This window comes from Streptomyces sp. NPDC004788 (genome assembly GCF_053601115.1).
The window spans coordinates 107,213-128,317 of record NZ_JBSGBF010000006.1 but is presented as its reverse complement, the minus strand read 5'-3'; the positions used below and the strand labels follow the sequence as shown (position 1 = coordinate 128,317).

17 protein-coding genes are annotated in these 21,105 nt (G+C 72.4%); 8 read left to right on the top strand and 9 right to left on the bottom strand.

What is annotated here, in order from left to right; genetic code table 11:
- The first annotated feature begins 134 nt into the window (after positions 1-134).
- The gene (locus ACWEJX_RS05580) at positions 135-770 is read left to right on the top strand and encodes a uridine kinase (protein WP_451606227.1); all 636 of its coding nucleotides are present in this window, start codon (positions 135-137) and stop codon (positions 768-770) included.
- Here the strand turns inward: ACWEJX_RS05580 and ACWEJX_RS05575 are convergent.
- From ACWEJX_RS05575 to ACWEJX_RS05560, 4 genes are read right to left on the bottom strand one after another with little or no spacing between them, the layout of a single operon-like run.
- Positions 760-1,683, bottom strand: coding sequence for a carbohydrate kinase family protein (locus ACWEJX_RS05575; protein ID WP_451606226.1), 924 nt, complete (start codon positions 1,681-1,683; stop codon positions 760-762). The genes ACWEJX_RS05580 and ACWEJX_RS05575 overlap by 11 nt on opposite strands.
- Positions 1,680-2,591, bottom strand: a complete 912-nt coding sequence (locus ACWEJX_RS05570; RefSeq protein ID WP_451606225.1) for a pseudouridine-5'-phosphate glycosidase — start codon at positions 2,589-2,591, stop codon at positions 1,680-1,682. The genes ACWEJX_RS05575 and ACWEJX_RS05570 overlap by 4 nt, the downstream gene beginning before the upstream one ends.
- A 49-nt stretch (positions 2,592-2,640) precedes the next feature.
- Complete coding sequence (locus tag ACWEJX_RS05565) at positions 2,641-3,735, bottom strand: hypothetical protein (RefSeq protein WP_451606224.1); 1,095 nt, start codon at positions 3,733-3,735, stop codon at positions 2,641-2,643.
- 22 nt (positions 3,736-3,757) lie between these two features.
- Positions 3,758-4,606, bottom strand: coding sequence for a hypothetical protein (locus tag ACWEJX_RS05560; RefSeq protein WP_451606223.1), 849 nt, complete (start codon positions 4,604-4,606; stop codon positions 3,758-3,760).
- A 463-nt stretch (positions 4,607-5,069) separates the two neighbouring features.
- Between ACWEJX_RS05560 and ACWEJX_RS05555 the strand changes: the two genes are divergently transcribed.
- Positions 5,070-5,426 (top strand): cupin domain-containing protein, encoded by a 357-nt coding sequence (locus ACWEJX_RS05555; protein ID WP_403797929.1) that lies wholly within the window; start codon positions 5,070-5,072, stop codon positions 5,424-5,426.
- Between the two features lie 163 nt (positions 5,427-5,589).
- On the opposite strand, the gene ACWEJX_RS05550 is transcribed toward ACWEJX_RS05555, so the two are convergent.
- Both ACWEJX_RS05550 and ACWEJX_RS05545 read right to left on the bottom strand, forming a co-directional pair.
- Positions 5,590-6,888, bottom strand: a complete 1,299-nt coding sequence (locus tag ACWEJX_RS05550) for an MFS transporter (protein ID WP_451606222.1) — start codon at positions 6,886-6,888, stop codon at positions 5,590-5,592.
- A 111-nt stretch (positions 6,889-6,999) separates the two neighbouring features.
- Positions 7,000-7,563 (bottom strand): methylated-DNA--[protein]-cysteine S-methyltransferase, encoded by a 564-nt coding sequence (locus ACWEJX_RS05545; protein WP_451606221.1) that lies wholly within the window; start codon positions 7,561-7,563, stop codon positions 7,000-7,002.
- A gap of 156 nt (positions 7,564-7,719) precedes the next feature.
- Between ACWEJX_RS05545 and ACWEJX_RS05540 the strand changes: the two genes are divergently transcribed.
- The 5 genes from ACWEJX_RS05540 to ACWEJX_RS05520 all read left to right on the top strand — a co-directional run bounded on the left by ACWEJX_RS05540 (position 7,720) and on the right by ACWEJX_RS05520 (position 14,800).
- Positions 7,720-8,628: an MHYT domain-containing protein gene (locus ACWEJX_RS05540; protein ID WP_451606220.1), complete on the top strand. Its 909-nt coding sequence runs from the start codon at positions 7,720-7,722 to the stop codon at positions 8,626-8,628.
- Between the two features lie 93 nt (positions 8,629-8,721).
- On the top strand, positions 8,722-10,854 hold the full coding sequence (gene uvrB, locus ACWEJX_RS05535; RefSeq protein ID WP_451606219.1) for an excinuclease ABC subunit UvrB: 2,133 nt from the start codon (positions 8,722-8,724) through the stop codon (positions 10,852-10,854).
- A 139-nt stretch (positions 10,855-10,993) separates the two neighbouring features.
- Positions 10,994-11,572, top strand: coding sequence for a TerD family protein (locus tag ACWEJX_RS05530; RefSeq protein WP_451606218.1), 579 nt, complete (start codon positions 10,994-10,996; stop codon positions 11,570-11,572).
- A gap of 55 nt (positions 11,573-11,627) precedes the next feature.
- The gene (locus tag ACWEJX_RS05525) at positions 11,628-13,580 is read left to right on the top strand and encodes a TerD family protein (RefSeq protein ID WP_451606217.1); all 1,953 of its coding nucleotides are present in this window, start codon (positions 11,628-11,630) and stop codon (positions 13,578-13,580) included.
- A 233-nt stretch (positions 13,581-13,813) separates the two neighbouring features.
- Positions 13,814-14,800, top strand: a complete 987-nt coding sequence (locus ACWEJX_RS05520; RefSeq protein ID WP_451606216.1) for a TerC family protein — start codon at positions 13,814-13,816, stop codon at positions 14,798-14,800.
- A 23-nt stretch (positions 14,801-14,823) separates the two neighbouring features.
- On the opposite strand, the gene ACWEJX_RS05515 is transcribed toward ACWEJX_RS05520, so the two are convergent.
- From ACWEJX_RS05515 to ACWEJX_RS05505, 3 genes are all read right to left on the bottom strand, one after another.
- Positions 14,824-16,110, bottom strand: a complete 1,287-nt coding sequence (locus ACWEJX_RS05515) for an MFS transporter (RefSeq protein ID WP_451606215.1) — start codon at positions 16,108-16,110, stop codon at positions 14,824-14,826.
- Positions 16,111-16,326: 216 nt separating this feature from the next.
- Positions 16,327-16,983, bottom strand: coding sequence for an MBL fold metallo-hydrolase (locus ACWEJX_RS05510; RefSeq protein ID WP_451606214.1), 657 nt, complete (start codon positions 16,981-16,983; stop codon positions 16,327-16,329).
- A 47-nt stretch (positions 16,984-17,030) separates the two neighbouring features.
- Positions 17,031-17,732 (bottom strand): maleylpyruvate isomerase family mycothiol-dependent enzyme, encoded by a 702-nt coding sequence (locus ACWEJX_RS05505; RefSeq protein WP_451606213.1) that lies wholly within the window; start codon positions 17,730-17,732, stop codon positions 17,031-17,033.
- Positions 17,733-17,945: 213 nt separating this feature from the next.
- Between ACWEJX_RS05505 and uvrA the strand changes: the two genes are divergently transcribed.
- Positions 17,946-20,969 (top strand): excinuclease ABC subunit UvrA, encoded by a 3,024-nt coding sequence (gene uvrA, locus ACWEJX_RS05500; RefSeq protein ID WP_451606212.1) that lies wholly within the window; start codon positions 17,946-17,948, stop codon positions 20,967-20,969.
- Positions 20,970-21,105 lie beyond the last annotated feature (136 nt).

The following is a 21,105-nucleotide window of genomic DNA, read 5'->3' as shown; positions in this document are numbered from 1 at the left end:
GCCGTCAGTGGCAAGGTCAAATCCTGGATCCAATGTCCTGGAGCCAGGACCGTGGAGGTTGGATCCAACCTCCAACCTCCAACCTCCAACCTCCAACCTCCAATGTCCTGGATCCATGCGGCAGGATGGGACGGATGCGATTCCAAGCGATCACCTGGGAGCGGCTCGCCGACGCCGTCGCCGACCGCGTCGACCGAGCCGAGCCCGGAGACGGCGGCGACCGGCTCAAGGTCGGCATCGACGGCGCCCCCGCCGCCCAGGGCGCGGAGTTCGCGGAGCGAGTCGCCGAGGTGCTGCGGCTGCGCGGCCGGTCCGTGCTGGTGGTCGGCACCGGCGGGTTTCTGCGGCCGGCGTCGCTGCGGTTCGAGTACGGCAAGCAGGACCCCGACGCGTACTACAGCGGCTGGTTCGACACCGGGGCGCTGTGGCGGGAGGTGTTCGGTCCGCTGGAGCCGGGTGGCAGCGGACGGGTGCTGCCCGACCTGTGGGACCCGGTCACCGACCGGGCCACGCGCAGCCCTGCCGTACCGCTGCCGCCAGGTGGGGTGCTGGTCGTTCACGGCCCGTTCCTGCTCGGCCACTGGTTCCCGTTCGACCTGAAGGTGCACCTGCGGCTTTCGCCCGGCGCGCTCGCCCGCCGCACCGAACAGCCGTGGACGCTGCCCGCCTTCGCGCGTTACGAGCAGGAGGTCGGCCCGGCCGACACCGCCGACGCCGTCGTGCGCGTCGACGACCCGCGCCGACCCGCCTGGACGGGCTTCAGGGAGTAGCGGGCCGTCCGCCCACCCCGCTCACCGCCAGGGCACCGGCCCGGCAGCCCGAGGCGGCCGCCTCGGCCAGGTCCGCCCCGGCGAGGCGAGCGGCCAGGAAGGCGCCGGTGAAGGCGTCGCCCGCGCCCGTGGAGTCCACCGGGCGGGCCGGCGGGGCCGGGACCCGGGCGATCACGAGGCCGTTCGCCGCGACGACCGCGCCCTCGGCTCCCAAGGTGACCGCGACCAGCGGGAACCGGCGGCTGAGCACCACAGCCGCGTCGGCCGGGTCGGTGCGGCCGGTGAGGAGGCGGGCCTCGTCCGCGTTCGGCAGCAGGCACTCCGAGCCGTCCACGGCCGCGAGGAAGGACTCCGCACCCAGCTCCTTCAGGAAGCCGGCCGAGGCCGGGTCCACGCTCACCGGCACGCCCGCCGCCCGTGCGTCCCGCAGCACCCGCCCCGCCGTCTCCCGGCTCTCGGCGGCGAAGAACAGATACCCGGACAGGTGCACCCGGGCGACCCCGGCCAGCAGTTCCGGCGCCCAGTCGTCCGGCGCGAGCCGCAGCGCCGCCCCGCTGTCCGTCAGGAACGTGCGCTCCGCGTCCGGGCCCACCAGTGCGATCACCGACGCCGTGGACGCCTCCTGATCCCGGACGAGCAGCGGCCGTACACCCGCCCGGCGCAGCTCCGCGGAATGCCACGCCAGCGCCTCGGCACCCACCCGCGCCAGGATCCGTACGTCGGCGCAGCCCGAACGCGCCGCCCAGCAGGCGGCGTTCGCCCCGGCGCCGCCCGGCAGCGTGCGGATCTCCGCCGCCGTGTCGGTCGCGGGCACGAGCGGCGTACGGTGCCGGGCGACGACGTCCGTGACGACGTCACCGACGACCAGGAGCGCGCCCGGCCCGCCTGCCGGCGCGCGGTCCGGCCCGGTCACGGCAGCTCGCGGTAGGCGGCCGCGATCCGCGCCGCGAGCCACACGTTGCCCCGGACCGCCGCCAGATTCGCCTCCAGCGACGCCCCTTCCGTGTGCACCATCAGGTAGTCCAGCAGGAACGGGGTCACGGCCTGCCCGGTGACGCCCTTCTCGCGCGCCGTCGCGAGCCCCTGCGCGAGCACCCGGTCGTGCAGCTCCGGATCCAGCTGCTGATCGGCCGCGACCGGGTTGCCGACGATCAGCGCCGCCCGCGGCCCGCCCAGCTCGTCCCGGGCGCGCATCACCCGCGCCACGCCCTGCGGGGTCCGTACCGTCCAGTCGACGGGCTCCCCGGAGGACGACAGATAGAAGCCGGGGAACCGGTCCGTGCGGTAGCCGACGACCGTCACTCCCAGCGTCTCCAGGCGCTGCAGGGTCGCCGGCACGTCGAGGATCGACTTCACGCCCGCGCACACCACGGTGATCCCGACCTGGGCGAGCAGCCGCAGGTCCGCGGACTCGTCCTGCGTCTCGGCCCACTCCCGGTGCACTCCGCCGAGGCCGCCGGTCGCGAACACCCGTATGCCGGCCGAGTCGGCGAGCCAGGCCGTCGCCGAGACCGTGGTCGCGCCCGTCGCGCCAGCCGCGAGCGCCGGGGCCAGATCGCGGTGGCCGAGCTTGCGCACCGACGGATCCTCCGCGATGCGGATCAGCGCCGCCGGGTCGAGGCCGATCCGGGCCGTGCCGTCGATCACCGCGATCGTGGCCGGCACCGCCCCGCCGTCCCGCACCAGGGCCTCCAGCTCGTGCGCAACGGCCAGGTTGCGCGGCCGGGGCAGGCCGTGGGCGATGATCGTCGACTCGAGCGCGACCACGGGACGCCCCTCGTGGAGCGCCTCCCGGACCTCTTCGGACACCTGTGTGGACATGTTCGATGTCTGGCGCACCGGCACATCCCGCAAACCTCGCCGGCGAACATCAGCCACAGCCGGGCAGCCGGGGCAGCCGGGCCGCGTCCACCGCCTGGATCACGGTCCGCGCGTCGGCCGCCTTGGCGTTCCCGAGGCTGTACGCGAGCGCCAGACCGGTCCCGGAGGCCGCGGCGTAGCCGTACGCGGGCGTGATCGCCGTGTAGGCACCCGAGCCGGGGTCGAGCGCGTACGAGGTCTCCGGCGTGCGCCAGACGACCAGGCGCCCGGCGATCCGCAGCTGGTCCATGCCGTCCGCGGCGGGCGAGCCGCTCACGGCGGCCACGGGCCGCGCCTCGCCCGCGCGCCACACCATCAGGCGGGGCGCGCTCTCGCCCGCCACCCAGGCCCAGGTGGTGCCGTCGGAGGCGAGAGCGCGCACATCGCGCAGCGCGGCGATCGGGCCGGGCAGCGCCGCCGGCCGCCCGTCGGCCGCGGAGACGGCCGCCGGGCGGGTGCCGCCGCCCACCGCCTCGCGCCACACCACGAGCCCGCCCGCGGCGAACGGCGTGTCGAGCACTCCCGTGTGCCACGCGCGCGCGTGCCCGCCGCCCGCCGGCGCGGCGAAGAGCGTTGCCCTGCCGGATCCGGTGCCCTGCGCCCACACCACGGTGCCGTCGTGGACGACCGGGCTGGGGAGCGGGCCGGGCAGGCCGGCGTGCGCGAGGCGATGCGTCCGGCCGGTGACCGCGTCCCAGCCGTACAGGCTCCACGGGCTGTCCAGCGTCCGGCCCTCCAGGACCACGAACGCGGCCCACCGGCGCCCGTCGAAGTCGGCGGCGAGCAGCTGGTGTTCGACCGGGTCGGCGAAGCGCAGCAGGGCACGGGGGGCCGCCTCGCCCGCCCGGGCGAGGACCGCCCGGCGCCCGTCCGCGTCGCTGAGCTGGAGCGCGGTCCAGCCCGGGCCCGCGTCCGCGAGGACCGGACGCGACCCGGCCGGCGGCCGGTACGTGCCCGCGGCGAAGGCCGCGCGCCACGCGGCGGGCAGCGGCACCTCGCAGGCCGGCCCGGCACCCCGCGGTGTCGTCCGTACGGGCGCGGGCGCGCCGTCCGTCGTACAGCCGGTGGCGAGGGCGCCGGCCAGGCCCAGCAGCAGGGCGCCCACGCCGCATAGGGAGCGGCGGTGTCTACCAGACGTAGCCACGGCCGCCCATGATGGTGGTGAGGGTGTCGGAGGAGATGTGCGCGGACTTCGGCACCGACCCCGCCCACGAGATGACGCTGGTGCTCACCCCGCCGACGGGATCCAGGTAGTCGACCTCCCCGGCCGCCGTGTCGGTGTTGTAGCCGTCGATGGTCACCCAGTGGAAGATCTCGATGTTGGGGTGACCCACGAGATGCGGTCCGCCCGGCACCTCCCAGGCGTTGCCCGCGATGGCGTAGTCATAGTCGGTGTTGTGGGTGATGTGCTGCTTGAAGGCGGTCTTGTCGGTGGCCGTCGGGGTGTAGGGCAGCGCGTTGGGCACGTAGCCGGCGCCCGGCAGGCGGTAGTTGAGCGCGTCCGCCATCGGATAGCCGGTGGGGCTCGGCACGTTGATGTCGACTCCGTACCACGCGGTGCCCGAGGTGGTCGTCTTGAGCAGCGTCGCCGCGTCCTGCTGGGAGCGGCCGGCGACCTCGTCGTGGGCGGACTGGGTGATGACCAGGGTGGCCGGGCCGCACCAGTACGAGGTCTGCTGCGACTGGTGGATGCCGCTGGACAGCTTGTATCCGGCGAGGACGCCCGACGCGCTCAGGGTGCGTGCGCTCTCGTACGTTCTCACCGCCTCGGCCTGCTTGGCGGCGGCCAGCCGGCGCTGGGCCGGGGTGAGCCGCTGCGGCCCGAGGGTGTCGTGGGCGGCCTTGTACGCGGCGCCCGGCGCGGGATCGGAGGCGGGGGCGGCGGTGGCCGTGGCGGTGGGGGCGGCCGTGGCGGCGGTCAGCAGGGCCGCCGCCGTCAGGACGGCGGCGCGGAGCAGGGTGGGGGTGGCCGACATCGCACTCTCCTGTCCGGAGTGGGGGGAGTCGTGGGGGAGTGGCTCGATGGGGAGTGTGACGCTCCCGGGCTCGCATGTCAGGGGGCATGACGCCCCTCGCTTGAGCGTCATTGGGCCCACCAAAGGCGCCGCGTGCGACCAGCGGCGACCCTCGCGGGCGCCGTCCGCCCGGGCGCGGGTTTCAGCGCGCGGGAGCGGAGAACGCGCCTCCGCTTCCCTCCTCGTCGCCGAATGCGCCGGCCCACCCGCGTGCGCCCGGCCGCTGCGGAATCGGTGCCGCGTGAGTCCTTCGCGCGTCAGTGGCCCGCCGCTCGCGCCGTAGCCGCGCGGCACATCCCCGCTGCGGATTCCGTCGCGTTCCCGCGCGGGTGAAGTGCCCAGGTGGGAAGGCGAAGCGGAGCTCCCCGTTTCCATGCCGTACCCGCCGTGGGACGGCTCCCGCGCCCGGCTACAGTCACCGCCCATGACCACTCACGAGCAGCCCTCCTTCGCCGTCCACATCCCCGACGCCGACCTCGAAGCCGATCCCCTCGACCCCGCCCAGATCGTCTCCGGCACCCCCGAGGTGAGCGGCAAGGTCCTGTGGGAGTCCGCCGACGGCAAGCAGATCCGGGGCATCTGGCAGATCACCCCCGGCGTCGTCACCGACACGGAGGCGAACGAGCTCTTCGTCGTCGTCAGCGGCCGCGCCACGGTCGAGGTCGAGGGCGGCGAGACGCTGGAGATAGGCCCGGGCGACGCGTGCGTGCTGCGTGAGGGTGACCGCACCACCTGGACCGTCCACGAGACGCTGCGCAAGGCGTACCACATCAGCCTCTGAGCGTCCGTCGAGTCCGCTTCTCCGGGATATCGGCTCCGGGATATTGGATCCGAGATGTTGGATCCGAGATGTTGGATCCAGCATCCCGGACCCAGGCAGCCGGATCCGGGATCCAACATCCGGCCTCCCGGATATTGGATCCACGAGCCCGCCCCCGCCCGCCTCAGCCTCGCCGCACGCCCCTCCGCACCGCGAGCAGCGTCATCGGCACCAGCAGGCACGCCGCGACCAGGTTCAGCCAGCCGTAGCCGGCCTGCGAGACGATCAGGCCCGCGGCGAGGCCGCCGAGTCCGGCCGAGGTGTTCATGATGAAGTCGGAGAGTCCCTGGACGGCGGCCCGGGCGGCCTGCGGGACGGAGTCCGTGAGGAGTGCCGAGCCCGAGACGAGGCCGGCGGACCAGCCGAGGCCCAGGACGAAGAGGCCGAGCGCGGTCTGGCCGTGGCTGGCGCCGGAGGTGCCGGCGAGGAGTGCGGCCACGGCGATCAGGGCGACCGCGAGGCCGATGACGGAGAGACGGCCGAGCCGGTCGGAGAGCCAGCCCATGACGGGCGAGAAGGCGTACATGCCGGCGATGTGGCCGCTGATCACCAGGCCGATCATCCGGATGTCCGCGCCGTGGTGGCTGAGCGCGACCGGGGTCATCGACATGATCGACACCATCGCGGTGTGCGAGCCGGCGACGGTCACCAGGGCTAGCCGGGCGCGGGAGGACTCCCGTACGGCCCGCAGGCCGGCCTTGAGGGAACGGCTGTCGGCGGCCGCGGCCTCCTCCGGGCCGGCGAGGGCGCGGGCGGTGAGCAGCGGGTCGGGGCGCAGCAGCAGGGCCACCATGGCCGCGGCGAAGACGAAGACGCCGGACGCCCAGACGAAGGGCCCGGCGGCGACGGGGATGCCGAGACCCGCCACGCTCTCGCCGGCCGGGGCCGCGACGTTCGGGCCGAGGACGGCGCCGATGGTGGTGGCCCAGACCACCGTGGAGATGGCCCGGGCCCGGCGGTCGGGCTCGGCGAGGTCCGCGGCGGCGAACCGCGCCGCGAGGTTGGCCGAGGAGCCCGCACCGAAGCCGACCAGGCCCACCAGGAGCACGGGGAAGCTGTCGACGACGGCGCCGAGCACCGCGACTCCGGCGCCGAGCGCGCCGACCAGATAGGCGAGGACGAGTCCGGCGCGCCGGCCGCGCCGGCCCATCAGCGAGGCGAGCGGCATCGCGAGGAGGGCCGGCCCGGCCACCGTCGCCGTCGACGCGAGACCCGACAGCGCCTCCGTGCCGCTGACCTCCTTGGCGAGGACGGCGGCGAGGGCGACACCGATCGCGATGCCGAGTCCGCCGAGGATCTGGGTGGCGATGAGCACGGCCCGGATGCGGCGCCGCAGCGCCGGGAGCCGCTCGGGGGAGACGGTGGTGGGGGCGGATATCGCGGTCGACAGTACGGCGTCAGGGGCGCTGGAGCTGTTGGTCACTTACGCATAGTGCCAGCGTTCCCACAGTGTGGGAACGCCCGGGCGGCGAAGCGGCTCAGAACCGCGAACGAACGAGAACAGCGACTCAGAACAGCGACTCAGAACAGCGGCTCAGAAGAGCGGCTCCGGCAGCACGCCCTCCAGGGCGAGCAGCTTCCGCTTGGTCTCCAGACCGCCGCCGAAGCCCCCGATCCCGCCGTCGCTCTCCACCACCCGGTGGCACGGCACCACCACGGGCAGCGGATTGGATCCCATCGCCGCGCCGACCGCCTGCGCGGCCGACGGCTGCCCGACGCGCCGGGCCAGCTCCCCGTACGCCACCACCGACCCGTACGGGACGCCGTCCGCCAGCTCGCGCAGCACCTGACGGTTGAATCCGGTCACCAGCGACCAGTCGAGCTTGACGTCGAAGCTCTGCAGGGTCCCGTCGAAGTACGCCCGGATCTGCCGTATCGGCTCGGCCAGCCGACCCGTCTCGCACCGCACCAGCTCCACGCCCAGCGCGGCCGCGAGCCGGTCAAGGACGCGCTCCAGCACCCGCCCGTCGGCATGGAAGTTCACGCTCACGAGGCCCCGGTCCGTCGCGGCGAGCAGCAGTGGACCGATGCCGCTCGGCACCACCGTCCACTCCACGCGCCCCACCGGCCGCTCCGCCCCCGGCTTCTCCTGTCCCATGCCGATCACCATACGGCCCGGCACCGACACCGGGGGCGGGCAATTCCCGGACCGCATGGCCGGAGGCCCCTGGTGGGCGCCATAATCCGGTAGCACTACTCAGCGGTACCGACTGTTTTCGGACGACGTTGCACCAGGGGTGGAGGACGGACGCTCATGCAGGGCACGGTCGACGGATTCAGCTACGGCCTGGTCACACCGGTGGCCGCCTTCCTCATGGCCTGCCTCGGCGGCGCGCTCGGACTGCGCTGCACCACCAGATCGCTGCGCCACCGCGACAGTTTCAAGGCCGGCTGGCTGGCGCTCGGCGCCACCTCCATCGGCACCGGCATCTGGACCATGCACTTCATCGCCATGATGGGCTTCTCCGTCCAGCAGGCCCCGATCAGCTACGACCGCCCGATCACCTTCGCCAGCCTCGGCGTCGCCATCCTCATGGTCGGCATCGGCATCTTCATCGTCGGCTACCGCGGCGCGACCCCGCTGACCCTGGTCACCGGCGGCACCATCACCGGTCTCGGCGTCGCCACCATGCACTACCTGGGCATGGCCGGAATGCGGCTGCACGGGCAGATCCAGTACGACACCGTCACCGTCGCCCTCTCCGTGGTCATCGCCGTCGTGGCCGCGACCGCCGCCCTCTGGGCGGCCGTCTCCGTGCACGGCTTCATGGCCAGCCTGGGCGCCAGCCTGGTCATGGGGCTCGCGGTCAGCGGCATGCACTACACCGCCATGGCGGCGGTCCATGTCGAGCTCCACGGCACCCCCGCCGCCGGCACCGGCGACAGCACCACCTCGCTGCTGCTGCCCATGCTCGTCGGCCCGGGCGTCTTCCTGCTGCTCGCCGCCGTCGTGGTGATGTTCGACCCGCTGCTCGTCATGGGCGAGCCGGACTGGCAGCGGCCCATCGCCCGCGGCGGCTACCGCCACGGCGCGCCCGGCGTGCCCGTCCCGCGCCGCGTCGCCGCCTACGGCGAGCCCGCCAACTGGTCCTCCGCCCGCCCCGCCGCCCGCGGCGGCCGCCGGGCCGTGCACCGCGACGCGTACCGCTCCCAGGACTGGTGAGCGAGGGGCCGCCACCGCCTCCACCGGCCCCCGCCGGGCCGCCTCCGGGCCGATCACACGCCCGCTGTCAGTGCCGGGTCGTACGGTGGTTGCATGCGGCCAGTCTCCAAGATCGAACGTACGGTGGCGCCCTTCGAGGTCGTCAGCCCCTACCAGCCCAGCGGCGACCAGCCGACGGCCATCGCCGAGCTCGACCGGCGCATCCGCGCCGGCGAGAAGGACGTCGTGCTGCTCGGCGCCACCGGCACGGGCAAGTCGGCCACGACCGCCTGGATGATCGAGAAGCTCCAGCGCCCCACCCTGGTGATGGCGCCGAACAAGACGCTGGCCGCCCAGCTGGCCAACGAGTTCCGCGAGCTCCTGCCGAACAACGCGGTCGAGTACTTCGTCTCGTACTACGACTACTACCAGCCCGAGGCGTACGTCCCGCAGTCGGACACCTACATCGAGAAGGACTCCTCCATCAACGAGGAGGTCGAGCGGCTGCGCCACTCCGCCACCAACTCGCTGCTGACCCGGCGCGACGTGATCGTGGTCGCCTCCGTCTCCTGCATCTACGGTCTCGGCACGCCGCAGGAGTACGTGGACCGGATGGTCTCCCTCAAGGTCGGCGACGAGATCGACCGCGACCAGCTGCTCCGCCGCTTCGTCGACATCCAGTACACCCGCAACGACGTGGCGTTCGCCCGCGGTACCTTCCGGGTGCGCGGCGACACCATCGAGATCTTCCCGGTGTACGAGGAGCTCGCCGTCCGCATCGAGATGTTCGGCGACGAGATCGAGGCGCTCTCCACCCTCCACCCGCTCACCGGCGAGGTCATCAGCGACGACCAGCAGCTGTACGTCTTCCCCGCCAGCCACTACGTCGCCGGACCCGAGCGCATGGAGCGGGCCGTCAACGACATCGAGGCCGAGCTGGAGCAGCGGCTGGCCGAGCTGGAGAAGCAGGGCAAGCTCCTGGAGGCCCAGCGGCTGCGCATGCGCACCACGTACGACATCGAGATGATGCGCCAGATCGGCTCCTGCTCCGGCATCGAGAACTACTCGATGCACTTCGACGGCCGGCAGCCGGGCTCCCCGCCCAACACCCTCCTCGACTACTTCCCCGAGGACTTCCTGCTCGTCATCGACGAGTCGCACGTCACCGTGCCGCAGATCGGCGCCATGTACGAGGGCGACGCCTCCCGCAAGCGCACCCTCGTCGACCACGGCTTCCGGCTTCCCTCGGCGCTCGACAACCGCCCGCTGAAGTGGGAGGAGTTCCAGGAGCGGATCGGCCAGACCGTCTATCTGTCCGCGACCCCCGGCACCTACGAGCTGTCCCGCGGGGACGGCTTCGTCGAGCAGATCATCCGCCCGACCGGCCTCGTCGACCCCGAGGTCGTCGTCAAGCCCACCGAGGGCCAGATCGACGACCTGGTGCACGAGATCCGGCTGCGCACCGAGCGCGACGAGCGCGTCCTCGTCACCACGCTCACCAAGAAGATGGCCGAGGACCTCACCGACTACTTCCTCGAACTGGGCATCCAGGTCCGCTATCTGCACAGCGACGTCGACACCCTGCGCCGCATCGAGCTGCTGCGCGAGCTGCGCTCCGGCGAGTACGACGTCCTGGTCGGCATCAACCTGCTCCGCGAGGGCCTCGACCTGCCCGAGGTGTCCCTGGTCGCCATCCTCGACGCCGACAAGCAGGGCTTCCTGCGCTCCGGCACCTCGCTCATCCAGACCATCGGCCGCGCCGCCCGTAACGTCTCCGGCCAGGTCCACATGTACGCCGACACGGTCACCCCCGCGATGGCGCAGGCCATCGACGAGACCAACCGGCGCCGCGAGAAGCAGATCGCCTACAACAAGGCCCACGGCATCGACCCGCAGCCGCTGCGCAAGAAGATCAACGACATCGTCGCGACGATCGCGCGCGAGGAGATCGACACCGAGGAGCTGCTCGGTACGGGCTACCGCAAGTCGAAGGACGGCAAGGGCGCCAAGGCGCCGGTCCCCTCGCTCGCCGCGCACGCGCCGAAGCGGAAGGGTGCCAAGGCGGGCGCGACCATGGAGCTCGGCGACCGCCCGGCGACCGAACTGGCCGGGATCATCGAGGAGATGACCGACCGCATGAGGGCCGCCGCCGCCGAGCTGCAGTTCGAGGTCGCCGCCCGACTGCGCGACGAGGTGTCCGCACTGAAGAAGGAGCTGCGCCAGATGAAGGAGGCCGGACTGGCCTGACGGGCACTCCAGGGGGGGCGCTCCAGGGGGCAGGACGCGGCCCGGTGTGTTGCAAGACCGACACAAAACCGGGCCCGTCCGGGCGGGTTGTCAGTGCCCCTGCGTAGGGTGCTGAACACACCGATGAGAGGGGCAGCGCGTGACGGTCAACATGACCAAGGGACAGGCCATCAGCCTGGAGAAGCAGGGCGGGGGCAGCCTCACCTCCGTGCGGATGGGCCTGGGCTGGCAGGCGGCGCCCCGCCGCGGCCTGTTCGGCTCGCGCACGCGTGAGATCGACCTGGACGCCTCGGCCGTCCTCTTCGCCGACAAGCAGCCCGTGGACGTGGTCTTCTTCCGTCACCTGATCAGCGACGACGGCTCCGTCCGCCACACCGGCGACAACCTGGTGGGCGGCGTCGGCCAGGGCGGTGACGACGAGGCGATCCTGGTGGACCTCCAGCGGGTCCCGGTCCACATCGACCAGATCGTCTTCACGGTGAACTCCTTCACCGGCCAGACCTTCCAGGAGGTGCAGAACGCGTTCTGCCGCCTCGTGGACGAGACCAACGGCCAGGAGCTCGCCCGCTACACGCTCAACGGCGGCGGCCCGTACACGGCGCAGATCATGGCCAAGGTGCACCGCGCCGGTTCCGGCTGGCAGATGACGGCCATCGGCAACCCGGCCAACGGCCGCACCTTCCAGGACCTGATGCCGGCGATCTTCCCGGTCCTGTAAGCAGCGGTCCGGCAAGCGGCCGCAGCGCACACCTGCATACGGAGAGACGGAACAGATGACCGCCGAGCTGGTCCGGGGGCAGAACCACCCCCTGCCCCACACCCGCCTGGAGATCCGGGTCTCGGCCGGTCATCCGGTCGTCGCCGCGGCCACCCTCGCCGACGAGCAGGGCCGGATCGCCGGCCCCGAGGCCGTCGCCCACCCCGGGGCTGCCGCGCTGCCGGGGATCGAGGTGCCCCGGCAGGCCGCGGAGCGGCACCGGCTCGCGGTCGACCTGGAGGCCGTCCGGGACACCGTCCACCGGGTCTCCGTCCTCCTCGCCCTGCCCGTCGGCGCGGGCGGCCCCACCCGCTTCGGGGCCACGGCCGCCCCCGTCGTCAGCGTCACCGCACCCGACGGCACCGGCATCGCCGACTACACGATCAGCGGCCTCGACCGGGAGTCCGCGCTGATCGCCCTGGAGCTCTACCGCCGCCAGGGCGGCTGGAAGGTCAGGGCCGTCGGCCAGGGGTACGAGGGCGGACTCGCCGCCCTCCTCGCCGACCAGGGCCTCCCGGGCGCCGGGGAACTGGCCGGCTCGGTCCTGGAGGCCGTCGCCCAGGGCCTCGCCCGCTCGGTCGCAGCCCCGCCGCCGCGCCTCCCCGAGACCGACCGGGCCCGCCGGACCACCGCGACCCCCACCTCGGCCCCGTCCCCGACCCCCGCCCCGGCTCCCGCTCCCACCCCGGCTCCCGCTCCCGGCCCGGCCGCGCAGCCGCCCGCGAGCACCGGCCCCATCGACTACACCCACCCCGGCCGCCGCCCGGCCCCCGGGCCCGCCCCGGCGCCCCCGCGGCCCCCGCAGGACGCCGAGCCCACCGCGTACCCGACCCCGGTCGCCGGTGACGCGACCGGCTGGACGATGGACGAGCGGCTCTACAACCAGGTGTGGGGCATGTTCGAGGACCTGGCCCGGACCACCGCCGCGTACCGCAGCGCCTGCCAGTTCGCCGAGTCCCGCCTCGACCAGGAGCTCGACCGGGCCCTCTCCGACCCGCGGGCGAGGATCGGCGGAGCCGGCGACGCCGCGCGGGCCGAGGCCAGGGCGAAGCACGACGAGCTCACCGCCCGCGCCCGGGAGGCCCTGGACCGCGACCTCGCCCAGCTCACCGCCGAGTCCGAGGTCGTCGAGCCCGCGCTGCCGGCGGCCTACGCCCGCTGGGACAGCCCCGTCTGGCAGGCGTACCGCGTGCCCATGGAGGCGCCCATGGCCGTCCGCCTCGGCGATCTGCACCTCCCCGAGCGGACCGCGCTGCGCATCCCGTTCCTGGCCCGGCTGCCGCTCGCCCGCGGGCTCTGGGTGGACTCGGGGCGCGGCGACTCCCTGGCCGCCGCGCTGCTCGACGAGGCCGAGCTGCGCCGGGCCGCCCTGGAGTGCGCCGTCGCGCACGCCGTCCGGCTGCTCGCCGTGTACCCGGCGCACCGCTTCCGGGTACGGGTGATCGACGCGGCCGGAGCGGGCGCGGCCGCGTTCGCCCCGCTCGTCGAGGCGGGCGTGATCGAGGGGCCGCCGGCGGCCGGCGCGGCCGGGGTCTCGGCGGTCCTGGCGCAGCTCACCGAGCGGGTCGACCTGCTGCAGATGGCGCTGCGCGCCGAGGCCTCCGAGGACCTGCCGCCCGGCCTGGACACCGCGGAGGAGCTGCTGATCGTGCACGATTTCCCGCACGGTTTCGACGACCGCGCGGTCAACCTGCTGCGCTATCTCGCCGACGAGGGCCCGGCGGTCGGCACCCATCTGATGATGGTCGCGGACCGGGCGGACGCCGCGGCGTACGGGCCGGTGCTCGACCCGCTGTGGCGCTCGCTGACACGGCTCACGCCGGTGCCGGACGACCACCTCGCCGACCCGTGGGTCGGGCACGCGTGGACGTACGAGCCGCCGGTCTTCCCGGCGGGCAGCGGGGTGCTCCGGCAGGTGCTCGCCCAGGTGGCCGACGGACGTCGGCAATGGGGATCCGAACGGCTCTGACCTGCGCTTTTGGGTCGACTTTACCCTTCTCTTTACCTTTTCTTGGTTCTTCGGGTACTCTCTTTCCTGCGGAGGGGAGTACTCCCCAAGCGCGGCGTACCCGTCAGTACGGACAGGTCGGACACCTGATCCCGGGGCGCCGGCCCGTGGCCGGCGGCGATCGGCCGGCCCGGGTGGAAGAGACCTCCGGCAACGAGCAGGCTCCACGCGAGCCGTACGACGCCGGAGGCGCAGTGGACGTTTCGATGACCCTGTGGGTGCTGACCATCCTCGGTCTGGCCGCCCTCATCTCGGTCGACTTCTTCATCGGGCGCAAGCCCCACGACGTGTCGGTCAAGGAGGCCGGCATCTGGACGGTGGTCTGGATCGTCCTCGCCGCGCTGTTCGGCCTCGGCCTGATGGTCTTCGGCAACAGTCAGGCGTCCGGCGAGTTCTTCGCCGGATTCATCACGGAGAAGTCGCTCAGTGTCGACAACCTCTTCGTCTTCGTCCTGATCATGGCGAAGTTCTCCGTGCCCTCCCACCTCCAGCAGCGTGTACTGCTCGTGGGCGTGCTGATCGCGCTGGTGCTCCGCGCGATCTTCATCGCCGCCGGCGCCGCGATCATCACCAGCTTCTCCTGGGTCTTCTACCTCTTCGGCGCCTTCCTGATCTACACCGCCTGGAAGCTCATCAAGGAGGCCCGCTCCGACGAGGAGGAAGAGGACTTCGAGGAGAACCGTCTCCTCAAGTCCATCGAGAAGAAGTTCGGCGTCGCCGACCGTTACCACGGCACCAAGCTCTTCATCCGCAACAACGGCAAGCGGGTGCTGACCCCGCTGATGGTCGTCATGCTGGCCATCGGCACGACCGACGTGCTGTTCGCCCTCGACTCCATCCCGGCGATCTTCGGCCTCACCCAGGACCCGTACGTCGTCTTCACCGCCAACGCCTTCGCCCTCATGGGTCTGCGCCAGCTGTACTTCCTGATCGGCGGCCTGCTCAAGAAGCTGGTCCACCTCAGCTACGGCCTGTCGGTGATCCTCGGCTTCATCGGTGTGAAGCTGGTGCTGCACGCCCTGCACGAGTCGGGTGTCCACGTCCCCGAGATCTCGATCCCGTTCTCGCTCGCCGTCATCTGCGGCGTCCTGATCGTCACCACGATCACCAGCCTCATCGCTTCGAAGAAGCAGGCGCGGCGCGAGGCGGACGAGGCCGAGAAGGACACCGTCACGGCCTGACCCGCACCGGCCCCTTTCCGTGCTTATACGGGCTCCGGTTCCGGCTCCCGTACGGCCGTCCGGAGCGGCAGCGTCTCCGGGAGCAGCGCGAAGCAGCCCAGGCTCACCAGCGCCACCACCGTCAGATACGCGGCCACGCCCCACGGCGGGCCCGAGCGGCCCTCCGAGACCGCCGTCGCGACGATCGGGGTGAGCGCGCCGCCGAGGACGCCGGCCAGGTTGTAGCCGACGGCCGCGCCCGTGCAGCGCACCCGGGGTTCGTAGAGCTCCGGGAGGTACGCGGCGACCACGGCGAACATCGCGGTGAACGCCAGCAGCGAACCGAGGAAGCCGAGGAACATCAGCGGCGGGCGGCCGGTGTGCAGGAGGGCCACCATCGGGAACATCCACAGTGCCGAGGCGCCGCAGCCCGCCAGACACAGGATCCGGCGCCCGAAACGGTCGCCGAGGAGCGCCACGAACGGGGTCACCGCGCCCGAGACGGCCACCGCCCCCATCGCGCACCCGAGCATCACCGCGCTGGAGACGCCGAGGCGTTCCGTGCCGTAGGCGAGGGCCCAGGTGGAGACGGTGTAGAAGACGGCGTAGCCGACGGCCAGCGCGCCCGCGGTGAGCAGCACGAGCCTCCAGTGCCCGCGGACCACATCGGTGAGCGGGGCGTTCGCGCGGCGGCCCTCGGCGGCCAGCGCCTCGAACTGCGGGGTCTCCGCGAGCGAGGAGCGCAGCAGCAGCCCTGCGGCGGCGAGCAGCCCGGCCGCCCAGAACGGCACCCGCCAGCCCCAGGCGCGGAACTCCGCGTCGCTCAGGCCGGCGGTCAGCGCCAGCATCACGCCGTTCGCGAGGAGGAAGCCGACCGGCGGGCCGATCTGCGGGAAGCTCGCCCACAGCGCCCGCCGCCCCGCCGGAGCGTGCTCGGCGGTCAGCAGCACCGCACCGCCCCACTCCCCGCCGAGGCCGAGCCCCTGGAGGAAGCGCAGGACGAGCAGCAGCACGGGGGCGGCGACGCCGATCGACTCGTACGTGGGAACGCAGCCGACCGCGACCGTCGCGCAGCCGGTCAGCAGCAGCGAGGCGAACAGGACCGGGCGGCGGCCGTGGCGGTCGCCGACATGGCCGAAGACGACCGAGCCGAGCGGCCGGGACACGAAGCCCACCGCGAAGGTGCCGAAGGCGGCGAGGGTCCCGGCGACCGGGGAGAAGGACGGGAAGAAGAGCGGGCCGAGGACGAGCGCGGCGGCCGTGCCGTAGACGAAGAAGTCGAAGAACTCGATGGCCGTGCCGACGAGCGAGGCCGCTGCGAGCCGCCCCATGGAGGGCGACCGGCGGGCGGCGGGCGGCGACGGAGAGTGACTGGGGTGCATGTGGCGCCAACTACCCGCCCGCCGTCGCGGTTACGGGGGCGCGCGGGAGTGACCCGAGGGTCACCACCCGCGCACTGTCGTCACCTGCGCAGTGTCGTCATTCGCGCACTGTGATCATCCGCGCACTGTCGTCATCCACACATGGTCGTCATCCACGTGTGGTCGTCACCAGCCGCGCTCGCGCCACTCCGCCAGGTGCGGGCGCTCGGCGCCCAGAGTGGTGTCGCCGCCGTGGCCGGGATAGACCCAGGTCTCGTCGGGGAGGGCGTCGAAGAGCTTGGTCTCCACGTCGTGGAGGAGGCTCGCGAACCTCTCGGGATCCTTCTGTGTGTTGCCGACGCCGCCGGGGAAGAGGCAGTCGCCGGTGAACACGTGCGCGTGGCCGTGCGGGTCGTCGTAGACCAGGGCGATCGAGCCGGGGGTGTGTCCGACCAGGCGGCGGGCGGTCAGCTCGACCCGGCCGACCCTGATCGTGTCGCCGTCCTCGACGCGGACGTCGGTCGGGACGGGGATGCCCTCGGCGTCGTACGCACCCGCGTACGTCGTGGCGCCGGTGGCCTCGACGACCTCGGCCAGGGCCTGCCAGTGGTCGCCGTGCTGGTGGGTGGTGACGACGGCCTTGATGCCGTCGTCACCGATCAGGTTGAGCAGGGTCCGGGGCTCGTTGGCCGCGTCGATGAGGAGCTGCTCGCCGGTCGCCCGGCAGCGCAGCAGATACGCGTTGTTGTCCATCGGGCCGACCGCGACCTTCGAGATCATCAGGTCGGGCAGCTCGTGCACGTCCGCCGGTCCGCCGACCTTCACCGCTCCGCTGTACGTCATGGGCTCAGCCTAGCCCCGGCCACTGACAGGTGAAGCGGCAACTGCGGTTACAGCGGCGGGAGCTCGGGGAGTCCGTCGCCGGCCAGGACGGTGAGGTGAGCGCCCTTGTCGCCGCGGCCGGCCAGCCAGCCGAGCAGCTCCGCGGCGGTGCCGCCCAGGACGACGGGCTTGCCCTCGGTGCCGCCGGTGCGCCAGGACGGGGCGTCCTCGTCGTATCCGAGGCGCAGGGTCACCGGGGGCACGTCCGGGCGGCCGGACCAGCGGTCGGCGAGGAAGTCGATCTTCCGGAGCAGGAACTCCTCCGGCAGGTCCTCGAGCTCGTAGCCGGCGCCCAGGTCGACGTGGTGCAGCGCCACCTCGACCCAGCGCCGGAACGGGACCCGGGAGGCACTGTCGGTGACGCCGTTGCGCAGCTCGACGGTGCGGTTCCAGTCCGCGGGCTCCTCGCCCACGGCCTGGAAGCGGTCGGCGGTGGCGCGCAGGTCGGCGATCTGGACGTCGAGCGGCCGGGTGGCGTCCCGCTCGATGTCGGCGTCGCGGGTGGCGCCGTCCTTGTACATCGGCAGGCCTTGGAGGACGTTCACGAGGGCGTCGGCGTTGCGGGCGACGTGGGCCAGGACGTGGCCGCGGGTCCAGCCCGGAAGCCGTGACGGCTCGGCGAGAGCCGCGTTGTCCCAGGAGGAGACGGCGGCGATGAGCCGGTCGGTCGCCTCGCGCACTGAGGCGAGGTCATGCACATGGTCGATCATGGCGCCGACCCTAGGGGTTTCCGGGCCGGTCCGGCCAGGGCCCCGGGGCTCCGACCTGGGCGAAGGCCGAGGTGTGGCCACTCGTTCGGGTGAAGAAGGCAGCGGGTGGCCGGAAATCGAATGTGCGTGCTATAGGCTCGATGGAAGCATCCGGCATCCTTGGTTGTTGGGTCTTCAGGCACATCCGCTCTCTCAAGAAAGGTGCGGACCGGCGTGGCCGACCGTCTCATCGTCCGTGGCGCTCGCGAGCACAACCTCAAGAACGTCTCGCTCGACCTCCCCCGTGACTCGCTCATCGTCTTCACCGGGCTGTCCGGGTCGGGCAAGTCCTCCCTCGCGTTCGACACGATCTTCGCCGAGGGGCAGCGCCGGTACGTCGAGTCGCTCTCCTCCTACGCCCGTCAGTTCCTCGGCCAGATGGACAAGCCGGACGTCGACTTCATCGAAGGTCTGTCGCCCGCCGTCTCCATCGACCAGAAGTCGACCTCGCGCAACCCGCGCTCGACGGTCGGCACGATCACCGAGGTCTACGACTACCTCCGGCTGCTCTTCGCCCGCATCGGCAAGCCGCACTGCCCCGAGTGCCGCCGGCCGATCTCCCGCCAGTCGCCGCAGGCCATCGTCGACAAGGTCCTGGAGCTGCCCGAGGGCAGCCGCTTCCAGGTGCTCTCGCCGCTGGTCCGCGAGCGCAAGGGCGAGTTCGTCGACCTTTTCGCCGACCTCCAGACCAAGGGCTACAGCCGCGCCCGGGTCGACGGGCAGACGATCCAGCTCAGCGAGCCGCCGACGCTCAAGAAGCAGGAGAAGCACACCATCGAGGTGGTCGTCGACCGCCTCACCGTGAAGGACAGCGCCAAGCGCCGGCTCACCGACTCCGTCGAGACCGCGCTCGGCCTCTCCGGCGGCATGGTCGTGCTCGACTTCGTCGACCTCGCCGAGGACGACCCCGAGCGCGAGCGGATGTACTCGGAGCACCTCTACTGCCCGTACGACGACCTGTCCTTCGAGGAGCTGGAGCCGCGCTCCTTCTCCTTCAACTCGCCCTTCGGCGCCTGCCCCGACTGCACCGGCATCGGCACCCGCATGGAGGTCGACCCCGAGCTGGTCGTCCCCGACGAGGAGAAGTCGCTCGACGAGGGCGCCATCCACCCCTGGTCGCACGGCCACACCAAGGAGTACTTCGGCCGGCTCATCGGCGGCCTCTCCCAGGCCCTGGGCTTCCGCACCGACATCCCGTACGCCGGGCTGCCGCAGCGCGCCAAGAAGGCCCTGATGTACGGCCACAAGACCCAGGTCGAGGTGCGCTACCGCAACCGGTACGGCCGCGAGCGGGCCTACACCACCCCCGCCTTCGAGGGCGCCGTCTCCTTCGTGAAGCGGCGGCACAGCGAGGCCGAGAGCGACTCCAGCCGCGAGCGCTTCGAGGGGTACATGCGCGAGGTGCCCTGCCCCACCTGTGAGGGCACCCGGCTCAAGCCGATCGTCCTCGCCGTCACGGTGATGGAGAAGTCCATCGCCGAGGTCTCGGCGATGTCGATCAGCGACTGCGCCGAGTTCCTCGGCCGCCTCACCCTGAACGCCCGCGACAAGAAGATCGCCGAGCGGGTCCTCAAGGAGGTCAACGAGCGGCTGCGCTTCCTCGTCGACGTCGGCCTCGACTACCTCTCGCTCAACCGGGCCGCCGGCACCCTCTCCGGCGGCGAGGCCCAGCGCATCCGGCTCGCCACCCAGATCGGCTCCGGCCTGGTCGGCGTGCTCTACGTGCTCGACGAGCCGTCCATCGGCCTGCACCAGCGCGACAACCACCGCCTCATCGAGACCCTGGTCCGGCTGCGCGACATGGGCAACACGCTCATCGTGGTCGAGCACGACGAGGACACCATCAAGGTCGCCGACTGGGTCGTCGACATCGGCCCCGGCGCCGGCGAGCACGGCGGCAAGGTCGTCCACTCCGGACCGCTGAAGGAGCTGCTCGCCAACAAGGAGTCGATGACCGGGCAGTACCTGTCCGGCCGCAGGGCGATCGCGACCCCGGACATCCGCCGCCCCGTGGATCCCTCGCGCCGCCTCACCGTGCACGGCGCCCGCGAGAACAACCTCCAGGACATCGACGTCTCCTTCCCGCTCGGCGTCCTCACCGCCGTCACCGGTGTCTCCGGCTCCGGCAAGTCGACCCTGGTCAACGACATCCTCTACACCCACCTGGCGCGCGAGCTGAACGGCGCCAAGTCGGTGCCCGGCCGGCACACCCGGGTGGACGGCGACGACCTCGTCGACAAGGTCGTGCACGTCGACCAGTCGCCCATCGGCCGCACCCCGCGGTCGAACCCGGCGACCTACACCGGCGTCTTCGACCACATCCGCAAGCTCTTCGCGGAGACGATGGAGGCGAAGGTCCGCGGCTATCTGCCCGGCCGCTTCTCCTTCAACGTCAAGGGCGGCCGCTGCGAGAACTGCTCCGGCGACGGCACCATCAAGATCGAGATGAACTTCCTCCCGGACGTCTACGTCCCGTGCGAGGTCTGCCACGGCGACCGGTACAACCGGGAGACGCTGGAGGTCCACTACAAGGGCAAGTCCATCTCCGAGGTCCTGGACATGCCGATCGAGGAGGCCCTGGACTTCTTCGAGGCCGTCCCGACGATCTCCCGCCATCTGCGCACGCTGACCGAGGTCGGCCTGGGGTACGTCCGGCTCGGCCAGTCCGCGCCGACGCTCTCCGGCGGCGAGGCCCAGCGCGTCAAGCTCGCCTCCGAGCTGCAGAAGCGCTCCACGGGCCGCACGGTCTACGTCCTGGACGAGCCGACCACGGGCCTCCACTTCGAGGACATCTCGAAGCTGATCAAGGTCCTGTCCGGCCTGGTCGACAAGGGCAACTCGGTGATCGTCATCGAGCACAACCTGGACGTCATCAAGACCGCGGACTGGCTCATCGACATGGGCCCCGAGGGCGGCAGCGGCGGCGGTCTGGTCGTCGCCGAGGGCACGCCCGAGGAGGTCGCGTCGATCCCGGCCAGCCACACCGGCAAGTTCCTTCGCGAGATCCTCGGCGACCGCGTCAGCGACGCGGCGGCCACGGTCCCGGCCGCACGCGGCGCCAAGAAGGCGACGCCGGCGAAGAAGGCCCCGGCGAAGAAGGCCGCGGCCGCCAAGAGCACGACCAAGAAGGCCGTGCCCGCGCCCGCGAAGAAGACCGCCGCGAAGAAGACGACCGCCGCCCGGACCCGCAAGGCCTGACGGTCGCGGGACTGGGCCGGGCCGGTTCGGTCGCGCCGGGCTGGGCCGGGCTTCGAGGGGGCGTCCGCCGAAAGGCGGGCGCCCCCTCGGGCATGTCCCGGGCCGCAGGAGCTGCCCGGGGCCCTGGGAGGCTGCT